16 protein-coding genes are annotated in these 19,472 nt (G+C 60.5%); 8 read left to right on the top strand and 8 right to left on the bottom strand.

Annotated elements, in window-relative coordinates; genetic code table 11:
• Positions 1-111: 111 nt before the first annotated feature.
• The 6 genes from QN377_RS15975 to bioB form a co-directional block, all read right to left on the bottom strand.
• On the bottom strand, positions 112-1,917 hold the full coding sequence (locus QN377_RS15975) for a phenylacyl-CoA dehydrogenase (RefSeq protein ID WP_094999913.1): 1,806 nt from the start codon (positions 1,915-1,917) through the stop codon (positions 112-114).
• 265 nt (positions 1,918-2,182) lie between these two features.
• Positions 2,183-2,863, bottom strand: a complete 681-nt coding sequence (bioD, locus tag QN377_RS15970) for a dethiobiotin synthase (protein ID WP_094999912.1) — start codon at positions 2,861-2,863, stop codon at positions 2,183-2,185.
• Positions 2,860-3,672 carry a malonyl-ACP O-methyltransferase BioC gene (gene bioC / locus QN377_RS15965; RefSeq protein ID WP_095019487.1) on the bottom strand — a complete coding sequence of 271 codons (813 nt, stop codon included), beginning with the start codon at positions 3,670-3,672 and terminating at the stop codon, positions 2,860-2,862. The genes bioD and bioC overlap by 4 nt, the downstream gene beginning before the upstream one ends.
• Complete coding sequence (locus QN377_RS15960; protein ID WP_094999910.1) at positions 3,665-4,396, bottom strand: alpha/beta fold hydrolase; 732 nt, start codon at positions 4,394-4,396, stop codon at positions 3,665-3,667. Before QN377_RS15960 ends, bioC begins: the two co-directional genes overlap by 8 nt.
• Positions 4,389-5,561, bottom strand: a complete 1,173-nt coding sequence (gene bioF / locus QN377_RS15955; protein ID WP_095019486.1) for an 8-amino-7-oxononanoate synthase — start codon at positions 5,559-5,561, stop codon at positions 4,389-4,391. The genes QN377_RS15960 and bioF overlap by 8 nt, the downstream gene beginning before the upstream one ends.
• A 134-nt stretch (positions 5,562-5,695) precedes the next feature.
• On the bottom strand, positions 5,696-6,751 hold the full coding sequence (bioB, locus tag QN377_RS15950; RefSeq protein ID WP_094999908.1) for a biotin synthase BioB: 1,056 nt from the start codon (positions 6,749-6,751) through the stop codon (positions 5,696-5,698).
• Positions 6,752-6,838: 87 nt separating this feature from the next.
• Here bioB and QN377_RS15945 point away from each other — a divergent pair, with 87 nt between their 5' ends.
• From QN377_RS15945 to rarD, 5 genes are all read left to right on the top strand, one after another.
• Positions 6,839-7,579, top strand: coding sequence for a ComF family protein (locus QN377_RS15945; RefSeq protein ID WP_095019485.1), 741 nt, complete (start codon positions 6,839-6,841; stop codon positions 7,577-7,579).
• A gap of 57 nt (positions 7,580-7,636) precedes the next feature.
• On the top strand, positions 7,637-8,401 hold the full coding sequence (locus tag QN377_RS15940; RefSeq protein ID WP_095019484.1) for a TOBE domain-containing protein: 765 nt from the start codon (positions 7,637-7,639) through the stop codon (positions 8,399-8,401).
• Between the two features lie 122 nt (positions 8,402-8,523).
• Positions 8,524-10,425, top strand: coding sequence for a PhoX family protein (locus QN377_RS15935; protein WP_094999905.1), 1,902 nt, complete (start codon positions 8,524-8,526; stop codon positions 10,423-10,425).
• A 178-nt stretch (positions 10,426-10,603) separates the two neighbouring features.
• Positions 10,604-11,578 (top strand): serine/threonine protein kinase, encoded by a 975-nt coding sequence (locus QN377_RS15930; RefSeq protein ID WP_094999904.1) that lies wholly within the window; start codon positions 10,604-10,606, stop codon positions 11,576-11,578.
• A 236-nt stretch (positions 11,579-11,814) separates the two neighbouring features.
• Entirely contained in the window at positions 11,815-12,702 is an 888-nt protein-coding gene (gene rarD / locus QN377_RS15925) for an EamA family transporter RarD (protein WP_094999903.1), read from the top strand.
• Positions 12,703-12,712: 10 nt separating this feature from the next.
• On the opposite strand, the gene QN377_RS15920 is transcribed toward rarD, so the two are convergent.
• Positions 12,713-13,231 (bottom strand): glycine cleavage system protein R, encoded by a 519-nt coding sequence (locus QN377_RS15920; RefSeq protein ID WP_016782481.1) that lies wholly within the window; start codon positions 13,229-13,231, stop codon positions 12,713-12,715.
• A gap of 427 nt (positions 13,232-13,658) precedes the next feature.
• Between QN377_RS15920 and QN377_RS15915 the strand changes: the two genes are divergently transcribed.
• Positions 13,659-15,836, top strand: coding sequence for a malate synthase G (locus QN377_RS15915; protein ID WP_094999902.1), 2,178 nt, complete (start codon positions 13,659-13,661; stop codon positions 15,834-15,836).
• Positions 15,837-15,900: 64 nt separating this feature from the next.
• Here QN377_RS15915 and QN377_RS15910 read toward each other — a convergent pair whose 3' ends face one another.
• The gene (locus tag QN377_RS15910) at positions 15,901-16,341 is read right to left on the bottom strand and encodes a response regulator (RefSeq protein WP_095019483.1); all 441 of its coding nucleotides are present in this window, start codon (positions 16,339-16,341) and stop codon (positions 15,901-15,903) included.
• A 294-nt stretch (positions 16,342-16,635) separates the two neighbouring features.
• On the opposite strand from QN377_RS15910, the gene QN377_RS15905 reads away from it, so the two are divergent.
• Both QN377_RS15905 and QN377_RS15900 read left to right on the top strand, forming a co-directional pair.
• Positions 16,636-18,570, top strand: a complete 1,935-nt coding sequence (locus tag QN377_RS15905; protein ID WP_094999900.1) for a putative nucleotidyltransferase substrate binding domain-containing protein — start codon at positions 16,636-16,638, stop codon at positions 18,568-18,570.
• Entirely contained in the window at positions 18,567-19,277 is a 711-nt protein-coding gene (locus QN377_RS15900; RefSeq protein WP_094999899.1) for a PolC-type DNA polymerase III, read from the top strand. Before QN377_RS15905 ends, QN377_RS15900 begins: the two co-directional genes overlap by 4 nt.
• Positions 19,278-19,472 lie beyond the last annotated feature (195 nt).

Raw genomic sequence — 19,472 nt, 5'->3', positions numbered from 1 at the left:
AGATGTGTATAAGAGACAGGGCTCGCTCCCACAGAAAGTTAAGGCGCACCAAAACTAAAAAAGCCGCCTCCCCAAAAGGAGAAGCGGCTTTGCAAGATGACCCGCCGAGGCTTAGTAGCCCAGGTCGAAGTCTTCTTCTTTCATGTCCATCAGGTTGGCAGCGCCCGACAGCATGGTGGCAACGTGCGCGCGGGTACGCGGCAGGATGCGCTGGAAGTAGAAGCGGGCCGTTTGCAGCTTGGCTTTATAGAACGCTTCTTCGGACGTGCCGGCCGCCAGCTTTTCAGCTGCCAGGCGCGCCATGTCAGCCCAGAAGTAAGCCAGGCAGGCATAACCGGAGTACATCAGGTAGTCGACCGAGGCCGCACCCACTTCTTCACGGTCTTTCATCGCGGCCATACCGACCTTCATGGTCAGCTCGCCCCATTCCTTGTTCAGCGCAGCCAGTGGCGTGACGAACTCGTTGAGTACGTCGTTGCCTTCGTTGCTCTGGCAGAACTTGTGCACGATCTTGGTGAAGCCCTTGAGCGCCTCGCCCTGGGTCATCAGCACTTTACGGCCCAGCAGGTCGAGTGCCTGGATGCCGGTGGTGCCTTCGTACAGCATCGAAATGCGGCTGTCGCGAACGTTCTGCTCCATGCCCCACTCGGCGATAAAGCCGTGGCCGCCGTAGATTTGCACGCCGTGGTTGGCGGACTCAAAACCGACTTCAGTCATAAAGGCTTTGGCGATCGGTGTCATGAAGGCCAGCAGTGCGTCAGCTTTCTTCTTCTCTTCTTCATCAACGCCGTATTTGACGATGTCGACTTGCTTGGCGGTGAAGTACACCATCGCACGGTTGCCTTCGGCGAATGCCTTGGTGGTCAACAGCATGCGACGTACGTCCGGGTGAACGATGATCGGGTCAGCCGCCTTTTCAGGCGCCTTCGGGCCGGTCAACGAACGCATCTGCAGGCGGTCACGAGCGTATTTCAGGCCGCCCTGGAAGGCGATTTCAGCGTGGGACAGGCCTTGCAGCGCGGTGCCCAGACGTGCGGTGTTCATAAAGGTGAACATGCAGTTCAGGCCTTTGTTCGGCGGGCCGATCAGGTAGCCGGTGGCGCCGTCGAAGTTCATCACGCAGGTGGCGTTACCGTGGATGCCCATTTTGTGCTCAAGCGAGCCACAGGACACGGCGTTGCGCTCACCGATGCTGCCATCGGCGTTGGCGTTGAACTTGGGCACGATAAACAGCGAAATGCCTTTGGTGCCAGCGGGTGCATCCGGCAGGCGAGCCAGCACGATGTGCACGATGTTATCGGCCATATCGTGTTCACCGGCCGAGATAAAGATCTTGGTGCCGGAAATTTTGTAGGAACCGTCAGCCTGAGGTTCAGCCTTGGTGCGCAGCAGGCCCAGGTCAGTACCGCAGTGCGATTCGGTCAGGCACATGGTGCCGGTCCATTCGCCGGTCACCAGCTTGGTCAGGTAGGTCTCTTGCTGCTCGGGGGTGCCGTGCTCGGAGATGGTGTTCATCGCACCATGGGACAGGCCAGGGTACATGCCCCACGACCAGTTGGCTGCACCGACCATTTCGCTCACGGCCAGGCCCAGCGATTCCGGCAGGCCTTGACCACCGTGCTCTACGTCGTGAGCCAGGCTCGGCCAGCCGCCTTCAACGAATTGTTTGTAGGCTTCTTTGAAGCCTGTAGGGGTTTTAACCCCGGTTTCGCTCCAGGTGCAGCCTTCGATGTCACCCACGCGGTTCAGAGGTGCCAGCACCTGCTCACAAAACTTGGCGCCTTCTTCAAGAATGGCGTCAACCATATCTGGAGTGGCGTCCTGGCAAGCCGGCAGGCTCTGATAGTGCGCTTCGTAACCGAGCAGTTCGTCACGAACGAAGCGAATATCACGCAAGGGGGCCTTGTAGTCAGGCATAGCGATAAACCTCTGCTGATGAAACCGGGGATGAACAACCGCGTGGATTTGTTATGGCGGTCAAACAGGTGTTTGAAACATACGTTTACGCCTATTTATTGTCAAGCAGCGCGAAGCCGCCGTTCGTCTTGGGTCGGATTTGTCTGATCAAGGGAGGGGATATTTTTGGGGTGGGCTTGCTCGCGATACAGCCGGTTAGGACAGTCAGGCAGACCGAGGCGAGGCCATCGCGAGCAAGCCCGCTCCCACAGATTCAAGCGGTGTATCAGTCCAGCAAATCCAGTTGCAGGTATTCAGCCACGGACTGCGCCGACGCTGATTTGAGTTTAGGCACACGCCCAAGGCAAGGCGCGGGCAATCGCTCCGCCAGGGTGGCGAGGTTTTCTTCCAGGCGTGAGGTTTTCGGGCCAATGATATTGGCGACCCAGCCAGCCAGCTGCAGGCCATCACGGGCAATCGCCTCGGCGGTCAACAGTGCATGGCTGATACAGCCCAGACGCACGCCCACCACCAGGATTACCGGCAGGTCCAGCGCCTGTGCCAATTCCGACAAACTGTCCTGACCGGACAACGGCACGCGCCAGCCGCCGGCGCCTTCAATCAGGGTGAAGTCGGCCTTTTGACCCAGAATGTGCTGCATCGGCTCCAGCAGCGAGCGCACCGTCAGTACCACCCCGGCTTCACGCGCCGCGATATGCGGGGCGATGGCCGGCTCGAACGCCACCGGGTTGACCTCGTCATAACTCAACTTGATCGAGCTCTCGGCCATCAATGCCAGTGCGTCAGCATTGCGCAATCCCTGGGGAGTGACTTCACAACCCGAGGCAACCGGCTTGCCCGCGGCCGTACTCAGCCCGGCCGTGCGCGCGGCATACAGAAAACCTGCCGCCACCGTGGTTTTGCCTACATCTGTGTCCGTACCGGTGATGAAGTACGCTGGGCTCATCGCGCTTTCTCCAGAATGCCGTAGACCACCTGATAAGTCGCCGGTAACCCCAGCGGCTGACGAAACTGCTCGTAGGCGCCAACCAGCCCCTGAACCCGCGCCCTGCCGGTCAGCCCCTCAGGACGTCCCGGGTTGAGATTATGTGCACCGAGCGCTTTTAGCTCATGGGTCAGCTGGCGTACTTGCGGGTAGTGCAGCACATGCGGCTGATTCTGCAAGCCGAGCACCTGCAGACCGCTGTCGGCGCAAAGCTGCTGATAGGCCGTGAACTCACGAAAACGATTGACGTGAGCCTGGCCGTCGACTGCCCGCCAGCTATCACGCAGCTCATTCAAGGTGCCCACGCACAAACTGGTGAAGGCCAGGACCCCACCGGGTTTGAGCACACGCTGGGCCTCATTCAGCACCGCGCGAAAATCAGCACACCATTGCAGCGCCAGGCTGGAGAAAATCAGATCACAACTGTTTGCTTGCAGCGGCAGGCTTTCGGCATCGCCAGCGATAAAATGCTGTGCCCCGCCCAAAGGCCGGGCATACGCCAGCATGCCTTGGGCGATATCCAGTGCCACCCCCTGACTATGGGTAAAGCGCTGACCCAGCACGCGGCTGAAATAACCTGTGCCACTGCCCAGATCCAGCCAGCGCTGCGGGCTCAAATCCTGCGGTAAACGGGCCATCAGCTCATGGCCAACGTCACGCTGCAATTGGGCGACGCTGTCGTAACTGGCGGCCGCACGGGAAAACGAGACAGCCACTTGACGCTTGTTCGGCAAGCTGGCCGCAAGCATCGCAATACTCAAATCATTCATCGCCCGACTCGTGTAAAAAAGCCTGAATCGCCGCCGCCAGTTCGTGCGGGGCTTCCAGTAAAAATGCATGACAGGCCTGTTCAATCAGACCCACTTCGACATCGGGTAACAGCGCCAGCACATCACTTGCCGCCTGCTCCGGAACCAGGGCATCAAGCCCCGCGAACAGGTGCAATTGCGGCCCGTTGAAACGCTGCAAGGCTGCCCGCGTATCCAGCCTGCCGAGCAATTCAAGGCCGGCCGACAAGGCATCGGGCTGAGCATTGGGTGCGCCGGCCAGCAGCAGGCTGGCAAGCGCCCGCGGCTCATCCGAGCCCTGGCTGCAGAGCAGGCAAAAACGTTTGAGCGTGGTATTCGGCGCATCACCAAAACCGCTCAGGAACGGCTCGAACGTGGAGACAGGCATGGCGCCTGGCCAATCCGCGCGACTGACAAAGCTCGGGTTGCTGGCCAAGGTAACCAGCCCGCAGCAGCGATCGCCGCGACGCGCAGCCAGCTCGCTGGCAAGCATCCCGCCCAGCGACCATCCACCCAGCCAGACGTTGTCGGGCAGGGTCGCGTCGAGTTCATCGAGCCAGTCGTCAAGAGCGGTGGACAGCAGCACCGGTAGCGGTTCGATTTCGACCCGCAAGTGCTCGTCCAGCCCGCGCAAGGCCTCGGCCAGAGGCTCCAGAGGTGAAACCCCCAGGCCCCAGCCCGGCAGCAAAATCAAACGATCACGCATGAGCAGGCTCCAACGTACGCCAACAGTCGTCGAGTGCCGTTAACAATAGCTGTACCTGTGCTTCTGTGTGGGCGGCCGACAGTGTCACGCGCAAACGGGCGCTGCCTGCGGGGACAGTGGGCGGGCGGATTGCAGTCACCAGCAAGCCGCGCTCGCGCAGCCTCTGCGACAGGCGAATGGCTTGGCCACTGTCACCGATCATGATCGGTTGGATCGGCGTAAAGCTGTCCATCAACTGCAGGCCAATTTGCTCGGCACCAAGGCGAAACTGAGCAATCAACTTGTTCAGATGCTCACGGCGCCAATGCTCGGTGCGCAGCAGCTCAAGGCTTTTGAGCGTCGCACAGGCCAGCGCCGGAGGCTGGCTGGTGGTGTAGATGTAAGGTCGGGCGAACTGGATCAGGCTTTCGATCAGTTCTTCGCTGCCCGCGACAAATGCACCGCTGGTGCCAAATGCCTTGCCCAGCGTTCCGACCAGTACCGGCACATCGTCAGCACTCAGGCCAAAATGTTCGGCAATCCCGCCGCCATTGGCGCCCAATGGACCAAAACCGTGGGCATCGTCTACCATCAACCAGGCACCCTTGGCCCTGGTTTCACGGGCCAGAGCGGGGAGGTCGGCCAGATCGCCGTCCATGCTGAATACGCCATCGGTGACCACCAGCGTACTGCCGCTGGCTTTTTCCAGACGCTTGGCAAGGCTACTTGCATCGTTATGCAGGTAGCGGTTGAAGCGCGCCCCGCTCAACAAACCGGCATCCAGCAGGGAGGCATGGTTGAGGCGATCTTCCAGCACCGTATCGCCTTGCCCGACCAACGCGGTGACGGCACCCATGTTGGCCATGTATCCGTTACTGAACAGCAGCGCACGCGGGCGACCGGTGAACTCGGCCAGGGCCTCCTCCAGTGCGTGGTGCGGGGTGCTGTGACCGATGACCAGATGCGACGCACCGCCGCCTACGCCCCAGCGCGATGCTCCCGCTTGCCAGGCTTCAATCACTTGCGGGTGACTGGCCAGGCCCAGGTAGTCGTTATTGCAGAAGGCGAGCAGAGGCTTGCCATCGACCACCACCTGCGGCCCTTGCGGGCTTTCTAGCAGCGGGCGCTGGCGATACAGGTTATCGGCGCGGCGTGCGGCCAGCCGGGAGCGTAGATCGAATGACATGCTGACTATAATCCCTTGTAGCCGCTGGCGCAGGCTGCGATGGGCAGCGAAGCGGCCCCGGCTTCGGTATTGAAAGCGAAGGTCCTGCGGACCTTATCGCAGCCTGCGGCAACGACTACAGGCCTGCACGGTGGTTAAACCACAGCGTTATAGAACTGCTCGCTGGACTTCTGATCCCTAAGCGCGTGCTCTATCGCCGCCTGATGCACCTCGTCGGCGTGATCTTTACCCTCCTCCGGCAGAATGCCCAAACGGCTGAACAGCCGCATGTCCTTGTCTGCCTGCGGGTTGGCCGTGGTCAGCAGTTTGTCGCCGTAAAAGATAGAGTTGGCCCCGGCAAAGAACGCCAGCGCCTGCATTTGCTCGTTCATTGCCTCACGACCTGCGGACAGGCGTACATGGCTCAGAGGCATCATGATTCGCGCTACTGCCAGCATGCGGATGAAATCAAAGGGGTCGATGTCTTCGGCGTTCTCCATCGGCGTGCCGGCCACTTTCACCAGCATGTTGATGGGCACCGATTCCGGGTGCTCAGGCAGATTGGCCAGCTGGATCAGCAGGTTGGCGCGGTCGTCCAGCGACTCGCCCATGCCCAGGATGCCGCCGGAGCAGATTTTCATCCCGCTGTCGCGCACGTAACTCAGGGTTTGCAGGCGTTCGCTGTAGGTCCGCGTGGTGATGATGCTGGTGTAGAACTCGGGCGAGGTGTCGAGGTTGTGGTTGTAGTAGTCGAGACCGGCATGGGCCAGTGCAGCGGTCTGCTCCTGATCAAGCTTGCCCAGGGTCATGCAGGTTTCCAGGCCCATGGCCTTCACCCCTTTGACCATTTCCAGCACGTAGGGCATGTCTTTGGCCGACGGGTGCTTCCAGGCTGCGCCCATGCAAAAACGGGTGGCACCGATGTCCTTGGCCCGCTGTGCTTCTTCAAGCACCTTCTGCACCTGCATCAGCTTCTCTTTGGCCAGGCCGGTGTTGTAGTGGCCCGACTGCGGACAATATTTGCAATCTTCCGGGCAGGCCCCGGTCTTGATCGATAACAGCGTCGAAACTTGAACCCGGTTGGCATTGAAATGCTTGCGGTGAACGGTCTGCGCCTCGAAAAGCAGGTCGTTGAAAGGCTGGGTGAACATCGCCCGGACTTCGGCTAATGACCAATCATGTCGCAAGTTGGCAAGGCTGCTGGCGCTCATCGGCGTTTCTCTTGTTTATGCTTTGACTAGAACCCGAGGCAAAAAACCCAGGCACGGCACGGATATCGGCATGTTTAAGGATGTGACATGAACTGTCAACCACTATGGATTCGATTGGTTTACAATTGGTTAATAAACAACCAGTCATGTTTGTTGTGTGACGAGCGCGCCCGTACAGAGCAGGCCCTGTGCGTCGCCTGCGAACTGGAACTGCCCTGGCTGGGTGACCGCTGCCAGCGCTGCGCTTTGCCGCTGCCCATGGCGGGGCTGGTTTGCGGCCATTGCATCAGACAGCCACCCGCCTTCGAACGTGTTCATGCACCTTGGGTGTATGGCTTTCCGATCGACAGCCTGATCGTGCGCTTCAAGCACCACAGCAAATGGCCCTACGGCCGCCTTTTGGCCGAAATTCTTGGGCAATCACTGCTTGATAGCTTCAACATGGGTGAACCTAGACCTGACGCCCTGCTGCCGGTACCCCTGTCCACCAAACGCTTGCGTGAGCGTGGCTATAACCAGGCCGGGATGCTGGGGGATTGGCTCGGCAAGCAGTTGCGCATCCCCTGCCAGCAGCACTGGCTGCTGCGTTCGCGGAACACCGCTGCGCAACAGGATCTGGACGCCAAAACCCGCAAACGCAACCTGCGCCACGCATTCAGCCTCGCGCCAGGGGTGCAGGTGAATGGCTTGCATCTGGCCCTGATCGATGACGTGCTGACCACCGGCGCCACGGCAGAAAGCCTGGCGCGCCTGTTGCTCAAGGGTGGGGCGCGGCGGGTCGATGTGTATTGCCTGGCGCGCACGCCAAAACCTGATGGGCTTGCTTGACGTCTCCCCGTGGAGCAGGCACTTTTCGGGCACTCCCCGTCTTGCGAACCTGCCTTCATGCACCTGCCTGCCCTGCTTGCCCAGCATATTGTCCACCGCCCGCAACGTATTGCCCTGTTGCAACACATCGCCGAGCAGGGCTCGATCACGGCTGCCGCCAAAAGTGCGGGCATCAGCTACAAGGCTGCGTGGGATGCCATCGATGAGCTGAACAACCTGGCGCAAACCCCCTTGGTGCAGCGCAGCATTGGCGGCAAGGGCGGAGGCGGCGCCCGGTTGTCCGTGGCCGGTGAGCGGGTGCTGCGCCTTTATCAGCGCTTGCAGGCGTTACAGGCTCAGGTGCTGGACGCCGCCGAAGACGCCCGGGATCTCGATCTGCTCGGCCGCCTGATGTTGCGTACCAGCGCCCGTAACCAGTTGCACGGTACCGTGATTGCCATCCACAGGCATGGTCACAACGATCTGATTGACCTTGAGTTGCCCGGAGGCCTGACCTTGCAGGCGCAAATCACCCACGACAGCACCCAGCACCTGGAACTGGTGATCAATAGCCCGGCGGTGGCGCTGATCAAAGCGGGCTGGCTGCAGTTGATCGACGTCGCACAAGTGCCCAGCCCCGAACACAATCACCTGCACGGGCAGATCCAACAGATCCTGCACATCGCCGACGGCCCCAGTGAAGTGCGCATCAGCCTGCCTGGCGGCCAGACGCTGTGTGCGCTGACCGAACCGCAACACCTTGAAACACTTGGACTGGCCGTGGGCAGTACGGCACAGGTGCAGTTTGCGCCGACGCTGGTGTTGCTGGGCACAGCGCTCTAAACCGCTGCCCTCATCCCAATCTTCTCCAGGAGGGAGAGGGGCTTTTCAAACAAAAACTGAAACATCCCTGTCATACCCGCTGCTTATGGTGTCTGCCAAAACCGTTGCCAGACGAGCCAGCCATGAGCCTATTAGAAGAAAACCAATCCACCGACCTTGAGCAGATCATCGGCCTGAGCCGTCGGGGCTTTATCAGTGCGGGCGCCTTGTGTGGTGCGGCGATGTTCCTCGGCGGCGGCCTGCTTGGTCGCAGCGCCCTGGCGGCCGGGGTCAGCGCCGCCAACAGCAACCTGCTGGGGTTCGACAGCATCAACGCAGCCACCACCGACACCATCAGCCTGCCGCCCGGCTACCGTTCCTCGGTGCTCATCAGCTGGGGTCAGCCGCTGCAGGCCAAAGGCCCGGCGTTTGACCCTTCCGGTAAAGGCACCGCCAGCGAGCAGGAAGTGCAATTTGGCGACAACAATGACGGCATGAGCCTGTTCGCCTTCCCCGATGACCCGAACCGGGCCCTCATGGCGATCAACAACGAATACACCAACTACCGCTACCTCTACCCTCACGGTGGCTCGCCCACTTCCCTTGAAGAAGTGCGCAAGGCCCTGGCCAGTGAAGGCGTGTCGGTGATCGAAATCCAGCGCAAGGGCGACAGCTGGCAGTTTGTTCAGGGCTCACCCTTTAACCGGCGCATCCACGGCAACACGCCGATCCGCCTCAGCGGTCCCGCGGCGGGCCACGAACTGCTGCGCACCCGGGCCGATGCCACCGGCAGCCGTGCCCTGGGCACGTTCCAGAACTGCGCCAACGGCAAAACCCCGTGGGGCACTTATCTGACGTGCGAAGAAAACTTCACTGATTGTTTCGGCAGCTCTGATGCCAAGCAAACCTTCGACACCGCGCAAAAGCGCTATGGTGCCGTGGCGGCCAGCAAGGATATCAACTGGCACCAACACGACCCGCGCTTCGACCTGGCACTCAACCCCAACGAACTCAACCGTCATGGCTGGGTAGTGGAAATCGACCCGTTCGACCCGCTTTCAACACCGGTCAAACGCACCGCCCTGGGCCGTTTCAAACACGAAAACGCCGCCCTGGCCGAAACCGGCGACGGTCGTGCCGTGGTCTATATGGGCGACGATGAACGCGGCGAGTTCATCTACAAATTTATCAGCCGCGACAAGATCGACCACCAGAACCCCAAGGCCAATCGCGACCTGCTCGACCACGGCACGCTTTATGTGGCGCGCTTTGACAATGGCGACAGCAACCCTGATCGCCCCAAGGGCCAGGGCCAGTGGCTTGAACTGAGTCACGGCAAAAACGGCATTGATGCCGACCATGGTTTCGCCAGCCAGGCCGATACCCTGATCCATGCCCGCCTGGCAGGCAGCACAGTCGGCGCCACACGCATGGACCGCCCGGAATGGATAGTGGTCAGCCCCAAAGACGGCCAGGTTTATTGCACCCTGACCAACAACGTCAAACGTGGCGAGGATGGACAACCGGCTGGCGGACCCAACCCGCGTGAGAAAAACGTCTACGGACAAATCCTGCGCTGGAACGCCCATAAGGGTGATCACGGCTCGGACACCTTTGACTGGGACCTGTTCGTGGTGGCCGGCAACCCGGCAGTGCACGGCAAAACGGCCAAAGGTGGCTCGGCCAACATTACCCCGCAAAACATGTTCAACAGCCCCGACGGCCTGGGTTTCGACGACGCAGGGCGCTTGTGGATCCTCACCGACGGCGACGCCAGCAACAGCGGCGACTTTGCCGGCATGGGCAATAACCAGATGCTCTGCGCCGACCCGGCCAGCGGTGAAATCCGCCGCTTCATGGTCGGGCCGATTGGCTGTGAAGTCACCGGCATCAGCTTCTCGCCCGACCACAAAACCCTGTTCGTTGGTATTCAGCACCCCGGCGAAAACGGCGGATCCACCTTCCCCGAGCATCTGCCCAACGGCAAACCGCGTTCTTCGGTCATGGCCATCAGCCGTGAAGACGGCGGTATCGTCGGCGCCTGACCCTTTCGGTGTGGGAGCGGGCTTGCTCGCGATCGGGTTGGTGCGATTTAACTGACAGACCGCAGCGCCTGCATCGTGAGCAAGCCCGCTCCCACAGCGGATTAAGTCGCCTTCCGGGCCCCGGTCTGCGCTAACATGCATGGCCGGACGCGGCAGCCTGCTGCGCGCAGGAGTCAGCATGTCTCATCCGTTTGCAACACTTACCCCTGATCTGGTCCTCGACGCCGTCGAGAGCATCGGTTTCCTGAGCGATGCCCGCGTGTTGGCGCTCAACAGCTACGAAAACCGCGTGTATCAGGTCGGCATCGAAGACTCGCAGCCGCTGATCGCCAAGTTCTATCGCCCTCAGCGCTGGACCAACGAAGCGATCCTCGAAGAGCACCGCTTCACCTTCGAACTGGCCGACTGCGAAGTCCCGGTCGTGGCCCCGATGATTCACAACGGCCAAAGCCTGTTCGAGCACCAGGGCTTTCGCTTTACCTTGTTCCCACGCCGTGGTGGCCGTGCGCCAGAGCCGGGAAACCTCGACCAGCTGTATCGTCTCGGGCAACTGCTCGGCCGCCTGCATGCCGTAGGCGCAACCAAGCCGTTCGAACACCGCGAAGCACTGGGCGTGAAAAACTTCGGTCACGACTCGCTGACCACCCTGCTCGAAGGCAACTTCATACCGCGCAGCTTGCTCCCGGCCTACGAGTCCGTCGCCCGCGACCTGCTCAAGCGCGTTGAAGACGTCTACGCCGCCACCCCGCACACCAACATCCGCATGCATGGCGATTGCCACCCCGGCAACATGATGTGCCGCGACGAAGTGTTCCATATCGTCGACCTCGATGACTGCCGCATGGGCCCTGCGGTGCAGGATTTGTGGATGATGCTGGCCGGTGATCGCCAGGAATGCCTGGGCCAGCTGTCAGAGTTAATGGACGGCTACAGCGAATTCCATGACTTCAACCCCCGCGAACTAGCGTTGATCGAGCCGCTGCGCGCTTTGCGCCTGATGCACTACAGTGCCTGGCTGGCGCGACGCTGGGACGACCCGGCCTTCCCCCACAGCTTCCCGTGGTTTGGTACCGAACGCTACTGGGGCGACCAGATCCTGGCATTGCGTGAACAGCTTTCAGCACTCAATGAGGAGCCGCTGAAACTGTTCTGACGCCATGTATGTGGCTCTTGCAGGAGCGGGCTTGCTCGCGATTGGCTCGATGCGGTTTAACTGTCAGACCGCAGCGCCCGCATCGCGAGCAAGCCCGCTCCCACAGAAAATCCGGGACCGCTGCTGGTGCAAAAACAACTGTCTGCCTTGCAAATCTCCTGCACGACACGCCTGCAAAACCTGCTTACAATCCTGACTTCTTCCGTGTCTGTTAGTTGCCTAAGCAAGGATTCTGCATGCAAGCCGCCAACCCGCGCCGCGGGTATATTTTAGGCCTCACGGCCTATGTCATCTGGGGCATTTTCCCGCTCTACTTCAAACTGCTGGCCAGCGTTCCGGCGGCCGAAATCATCGTCAACCGGGTGCTTTGGTCGGCCTTGTTCGGCTCGTTGCTGCTGCTGGTGTGGAAGCACCCCGGCTGGTGGCAGGAACTGCGCGACAACCCCAAACGCCTGGGCGTGCTGACCATCAGCGGCCTGCTGATTGCCGCCAACTGGCTGACCTATGTATGGGCCGTAAATAACGACCGCATGGTCGAAGCCAGCCTGGGCTATTACATCAACCCGCTGGTAAACGTATTGCTCGGCATGTTGCTGCTGGGCGAACGCCTGCGCCGCTTGCAGTGGATTGCCGTAGGCCTGGCAGCTGCGGGCGTGGCACAACAAGTGTGGCAAGTGGGCAGCCTGCCGTGGGTATCGCTGGTGCTGGCACTGACGTTTGGCTTTTACGGGCTGATTCGCAAGCAAGCACCGGTCAAGGCGCTGCCGGGGCTGGTGGTAGAAACCTGGATCCTGGTCCCGGTTGCCATCGGCTGGCTGTTGCTGCATCCGGAAGCCAACAGCGCCCACGTTGACTTCTGGAGTACCTCAGAGGCCTGGCTGCTGGTATTTGCCGGCCCGGCCACGCTGATACCCCTGGTCAGTTTCAACGCCGCCGCACGACATCTGCCCTACACGACCCTGGGCTTTATGCAGTACATCGCGCCGACGCTGGTGCTGATCCTGGCGGTCTGGGTGTATGGCGAACACCTGTCCGAAAGCACCTTGATCGCCTTTGCGTTTATCTGGGCCGGGCTGGTGGTGTACAGCCTCGATGCCTGGTTCAGCCTGCGCCAGCGCAGCTGAACCGGCGCAGTTACTCTTCGGTGCTGAACTTGAGGTCTACCAGCAGTTCATCGGCCAGGGTTTCCAGACGCTTTTGCAGCACATCCAGCGACAAGGTCAGGGGCACCGCCAGAATGGCCTCGGCATGAAACAGCGGCTCGTTGCTCATGGGCGCGGGCCGCACATCGGTCACCAGCCGCTCCAGGCTCACCCCCTGCTCGGTCAGCACCCGGGTGATATCGCGCACAATGCCGGGGCGGTCGTTGCCCACCAGCTCCATGGCGATGGGCTTCCAGGTGCAGGACTGCTCGATCCCGCTTTCGGCGATCAATACCCGAATCCCTTCCTTGCCCAACCGCTGCAGCGCATCGACCAGCTCATCGTGGGCTTCGGCAGGCACGCCGACACGCAGGATCCCGGCAAATTGCCCGGCCATACGCGACATGCGACTCTCCAGCCAGTTACCTCCATGCTCGGCGATGCACTGGGCAATACGCTCGACCTGCCCGGCCTTGTCCTGGGCAAAGACGGTGATAACAAGATGATTCATGGCGGGACTCTCTTATTAGGGGGTCGATTGAGTATAGGCAACACCCTTCCCTGTGGGAGCGGGCTTGCTCGCGATGGTCTCGCCACGGTTTGCCTGACAGACCGCGTCGCCCGAATCACGAGCAAGCCTGCTCCACAGATGCCTTAAAAATCACAAATTGTGTACTGTTTTTAGAATTATCTGGAACAACCTGCCTGTTTCTTGAGAACATCCCGTTCTTCTGAGTGACCGTTCGCGTAAAAATGGTCGCAGAACGACGTGATCAGTCTGATTTTCACATCTGCAATTGATCATGTAGTATGCCTCGGCGACCACTACATAACTTGCAACATGGTCTGCCAAAGCGTCTGCAATCCCCGTACAAACCCGCTCTGGCGGTGTTTTGAGAAGCGCTCCAGGCTTTAAATAAAAATGAGTGAGGCAAGCAATGACTGAACACGTTCACGTCGGTGGCCTGCAGGTCGCCAAAGTCCTGTTCGACTTCGTCAACAACGAAGCTATCCCCGGTACCGGCCTCACCGCCGATCAGTTCTGGGCCGGTGCCGACAAGGTCATCAACGACCTGGCACCCAAGAACAAAGCACTGCTCGCCAAACGCGATGATTTGCAGGCGCGCATCGACGCCTGGCACCAGGCGCAGGCCGGCAAGGCCCATGACGCCGTGGCTTATAAGGCCTTCCTCCAGGATATCGGGTATCTGCAGCCAGAAGCTGCGGATTTCCAGGCAACGACGCAAAACGTCGATGACGAAATCGCCCGCATGGCCGGCCCGCAATTGGTGGTGCCGGTGATGAATGCGCGCTTTGCCCTCAACGCCTCTAACGCCCGTTGGGGCTCGCTGTACGACGCGCTTTACGGCACCGACGCCATCAGCGAAGCCGACGGCGCCGAAAAGGGCAAAGGCTACAACAAGGTTCGCGGCGACAAGGTCATCGCCTTCGCCCGCGCCTTCCTCGACGAAGCTGCACCTCTGGCCAGCGGCTCCCACGTTGATTCCAGCGGCTACGCCATTGTTGACGGCGCCTTGCAGGTCACCCTCAAGGGCGGCGCCAGCACCGGCCTGCGCGACACCGCGCAGTTGATCGGTTACCACGGCACGGCCGCAGCGCCGACGGCCGTGCTGCTCAAGCACAACGGCCTGCATTTCGAAATCCAGGTCGACGCGGCCAGCCCCGTCGGCCAGACCGATGCTGCAGGCGTCAAAGACGTGCTGATGGAAGCCGCCCTGACCACCATCATGGACTGCGAAGACTCGGTCGCTGCGGTCGATGCCGATGACAAGGTGGTGATCTACCGCAACTGGCTCGGCCTGATGAAGGGTGACCTCAGCGAGCAAGTATCCAAGGGCGGCCAGACCTTTACCCGCACCATGAACCCGGATCGCGAGTACACCGCGCCAAACGGCGGCACCGTCAGCCTCCACGGCCGCTCGCTGTTGTTCGTGCGCAACGTCGGCCACCTGATGACCATCGATGCGATCCTCGACAAAGACGGCAACGAAGTGCCCGAAGGCATCCTCGACGGCCTGCTCACCAGCCTGGCGGCTATCCACAGCCTCAATGGCCAGACCACGCGCAGCAACAGCCGCACCGGCTCGGTGTATATCGTCAAGCCGAAGATGCACGGGGCTGAAGAAGCCGCGTTCACCAACGAGCTGTTCGGCCGCATCGAAGACGTGCTCAAGCTGCCACGCAACACGCTCAAGGTCGGAATCATGGACGAAGAGCGCCGTACCACGATCAACCTCAAGGCCTGCATCAAGGCCGCCAGCGAGCGAGTGGTGTTTATCAACACCGGCTTCCTGGACCGTACCGGCGACGAGATTCACACGTCGATGGAAGCCGGCCCGGTCGTACGCAAGGCCGACATGAAAGCTCAGAAGTGGATTTCGGCCTACGAAAACAACAACGTCGATGTCGGCTTGAGCACTGGCCTGCAAGGTCGTGCACAAATCGGTAAAGGCATGTGGGCCATGCCCGATCTGATGGCCGCCATGCTGGAGCAGAAAATCGCTCACCCGCTGGCCGGTGCCAACACTGCCTGGGTGCCGTCACCGACCGCCGCCGCCCTGCACGCGCTGCATTACCACAAGGTTGACGTGTTCGCCCGTCAGGCCGAACTGGCCAAGCGCGCTCCGGCTTCGGTGGACGACATCCTGACCATCCCGCTGGCGGTGAACCCGCAGTGGACCCCGGAACAGATCCAGAACGAACTGGACAACAACTCCCAGGGCATCCTGGGCTACGTTGTGCGCTGGATCGACCAGGGCGTGGGGTGCTCCAAGGTGCCGGACATCAACGACATCGGCCTGATGGAAGACCGTGCCACGCTGCGTATCTCCAGCCAGCACATCGCCAACTGGCTGCGTCACGGCATCGTCAACGAAGAGCAGGTCATGGCAAGCCTCAAGCGCATGGCACCGGTGGTTGACCGCCAGAACGCCAACGACGCGCTGTACCGTCCGCTGGCGCCGGACTTCGACAGCAATATCGCCTTCCAGGCGGCGGTCGAACTGGTCATCGAAGGCACCAAACAGCCTAACGGCTACACCGAGCCGGTACTGCACCGTCGTCGGCGCGAGTTCAAGGCCAGAAACGGCCTGTAACCCGCAGCAATAAAAAAAGCCCCGATCATTCGGGGCTTTTTTTTGACACGGTGGGAGACCAACCTTACATCCCCAACTCCTGACGGATCAGCTTGAGCAACCTGTCGGTATCAATCGGCTTGAGCAAAAAGTCCACCACGCTCAAATGCATGGCATCGATGGCATCCCGTACATTCGCATCCCCCGACATGATGATAACCGGCAAGGCCGCCCGCTCGGATTCACGCACTTTGCGGATCAGATGCAAGCCATCGTGGGGCAGCATGCGCAAATCGGTGAGCATCAGGTTGATCGGCTGGCCCGATGCCAATAGCGCCAGCGCTTCTTCTTCATTGCTGGCCTGGAGGCACTCAATGGCATTGAGTTCAAGAAACTCCGCCAACAACTCCCGAGCCAAAACATCATCTTCGACAATCAACACACATGACGAGACCGAAGCAGGTGTCTGCATGACCTCTTGTAAGGCCTCTCTTTCGGCGTCAGTCAAAATATCGTGTTCGGTCATAGGCTTCTCGGAAGCTGACTTGCAGGCGAAATATCCTAATAGCGTAGTCGGTTATCCATTACTGGGTGTAAATGTGCGCTCACATTCCGGTATTTCCAAGCCTGCCAGCACAAGAAATATCTGAAACCAATGTGCGATGTTTTTAAAACAGCAGCACAACGCTGCCCCATAGACTTACGTCCAATGGGCACCCGCGCGCAGACCACCGAGCATGAGGGATAGAAATACACCTTGGGGCGATGCCCTGTCCGGTCATAACAACAACGGCTCACAACCAACGACGCGGTATCAGTAATGAGTAAATCGGATGCGTTTCTCCAGGCAGGGAAAACCGCGGTGTTGCAGAACATTCACGGCACCATGCAATTCTTGCAGCGATTCCCGCCCTTCAACCAAATGGAAAACACTCACCTGGCGTACCTGGTCGAGCAGTGCCAACTGCGCTTCTATGCCCCGGGCGAAAGCATCATCCGACCCACCGACGGGCCGGTGGAGCACTTCTATATCGTCAAGCAGGGCCGAGTGGTGGGCGAGCGCACCCACGCCGGTCGCGAAGAAGCCCAGACCACCTTCGAGATCACCGCCGGCGAATGCTTCCCCCTGGCCGCGCTGCTGGGCGAGCGCGCCACCCGCACCGAACACCGGGCCGCCGAAGATACGTTCTGCCTGCAACTGAACAAAACCGCGTTTATCAAACTGTTTGGCCTGTCCGACGAATTTCGCGACTTTGCCTTGCGCGGCGTCAGCAGCCTGCTGGACAAGGTCAATCAGCAGGTGCAGCAAAAAGCCGCTGAAACTCTCGGCACCCAGTACTCGCTCAACACCCGTCTGGGTGAACTGGCCATGCGTCATCCCGTGACCTGCGCGCCTCAGGTTGCACTGCGTGAAGCCGTGCGTCTGATGCACGAACAGCAGGTGGGCAGCATTGTGGTGGTCGACGAGTTCAAGGCCCCGCTGGGGATTTTCACCCTGCGCGACCTGCGTCAGGTCGTTGCCAATGGCATTGAGGATTTCGACCAGGCCATCGACCTGCACATGACCCCCGGGCCGTTCTACCTGAGCCCCGATCACAGCGCTTTCGACGCTGCAATCGCCATGACCCAGCGGCATATTGCCCACGTGTGCCTGGTTAAAGATCAACGCCTGTGTGGGGTTGTTTCCGAGCGTGACCTGTTTTCGCTGCAACGGGTCGACCTGGTGCATCTGGCACGTACCATCCGCCATGCTCCACGGCTGGAAACCCTGATCAGCCTGCGCGGCGAAATCGGCCAGCTGGTTGAGCGCATGCTGGCCCACGGCGCATCTTCCACGCAAATCACCCATATCATCACCCAACTGAACGATCACACCGTCTGCCGGGTGATTGAACTGGTGCTGGCTGACAAGGGTGACCCCGGCGTGCCGTTTACCTGGCTGTGTTTTGGCAGCGAAGGACGGAGCGAACAAACCCTGCACACCGACCAGGACAACGGCATCCTGTTCGAGGCCAGGGACGCTGCCGAGGCCGCCGACATTCGCCAGCGCCTGCTGCCCATCGCCCAGCAGATCAACCAGCACCTGGCGGCCTGCGGCTTTACCCTGTGCAAGGGCAATATCATGGCCGGCAACCCCGACCTGTGCTTGTCCCGTACCGAATGGGCGCGGCGCTTTGCGGCGTTTATTCGTGAAGCGACCCCGGAAAATCTGCTGGCCTCCACCATCTACTTCGACCTGCGCGTGGTCTGGGGCGATGAACAGGGCTGCGCGCAACTACGTCGCGGCATCCTTGAGCAAGTGGCCGACAACCGCCTGTTCCAGCGCATGATGGCCGACAACGCCCTGCGTCACCGGCCGCCGGTGGGGCGCTTTCGCGAGTTTGTGCTGGAGCGCAAAGGCAGTGACAAGGCCACCCTCGACCTCAAGGTGCAGGGCCTTACGCCCTTTGTCGACGGGGCTCGCTTGCTGGCACTGGCCAACGGTGTAGAAGCCAACAATACCCTTGAGCGCTTGCGCCAACTGGTTGCTCTCGACGTGATCGAACCGCTGGACGGCGGTGCCTACGAAGAGGCTTACCACTTTATCCAGCAAACCCGCATGCAGCAGCACCAGTTGCAAACCCGGGAAAATCGCCCGTACTCCAATCGCGTCGACCCGGACAACCTCAACCAGCTGGATCGCCGTATCCTGCGTGAAGCCCTGCGCCAGGCCCAGCGCCTGCAAAGCAGCCTGGCCCTGCGGTATCAGCTATGAGCCTGTTGTCCTGGCTGTTACCCCGCAAAAAACCGCTGCTAAGCCTTGAGCAACAGCAACGCCTGCTGCAATTGCCGTCCGCCACCGCCTTGAGCAATGTGCCATTGCGCAGTCAGCGTTGGGTGGTGGTAGACCTGGAAACCAGCGGTCTTAATCTCAACCGCGATCAAGTGTTGTCGATTGGCGCAGTAGTGATTGAAGACGGCGCCATTGACTTGAGCCAGGCCTTTGAGCGCACCCTGCTGCGCCCCGACCACCCCCTGAGCCCCAGCATGCTGCTGCATGAACTGGGACCTGCCGCCATTGCCGCCGGCAGCGACCCGGTGGATGCGCTGCTGGATTTCATGGACTTTGTCGGCGATAGCCCGGTACTGGCCTTCCATGCACCATTTGACCAGCACATGCTCACCCGAGCCCTCAAGGACAGCCTGGGCTATCGGTTGCAGCATCCGTTTATGGATGTGGCCGCACTGGCACCGATGCTCTGCCCGCAGTTCAACCCGCGCCAGGCAGGGCTTGATCACTGGATCAACCACTTCAACCTGCAGGTTGAAGACCGTCACAACGCCAGTGCAGACGCGCTGGCCACGGCCGAGCTGGCACTGATCCTGTTCAGCCGTGCCAGCGTCCAGGGCATCGACAGCCCCCTGGCCTTGCAACAGCGGCTTAACCAGTGGCAGCGACGCAAGCAGATTCACGGCTTTTAATCTGTGGGAGGGGTCTTGCTCGCGATTCATGCGACGCGGCTCATCAGGCGAAACGCGGCGATCCCATCGCGAGCAAGCCCGCTCCCACAATAACGACCCTCCCCCGCTTATATGTCATCCGATGAGCGTCAATTGCGTAGGATCACTCCCTCTGCCACAATCGCGAATAATTATCGTTAGTTAAAACTTGCAGTC

The sequence above is a fragment of the Pseudomonas sp. CCC4.1 genome (genome assembly GCF_035019225.1).
GTDB lineage: Bacteria > Pseudomonadota > Gammaproteobacteria > Pseudomonadales > Pseudomonadaceae > Aquipseudomonas > Aquipseudomonas bubulae.
This window is presented reverse-complemented; position numbering and strand designations above follow the sequence as displayed.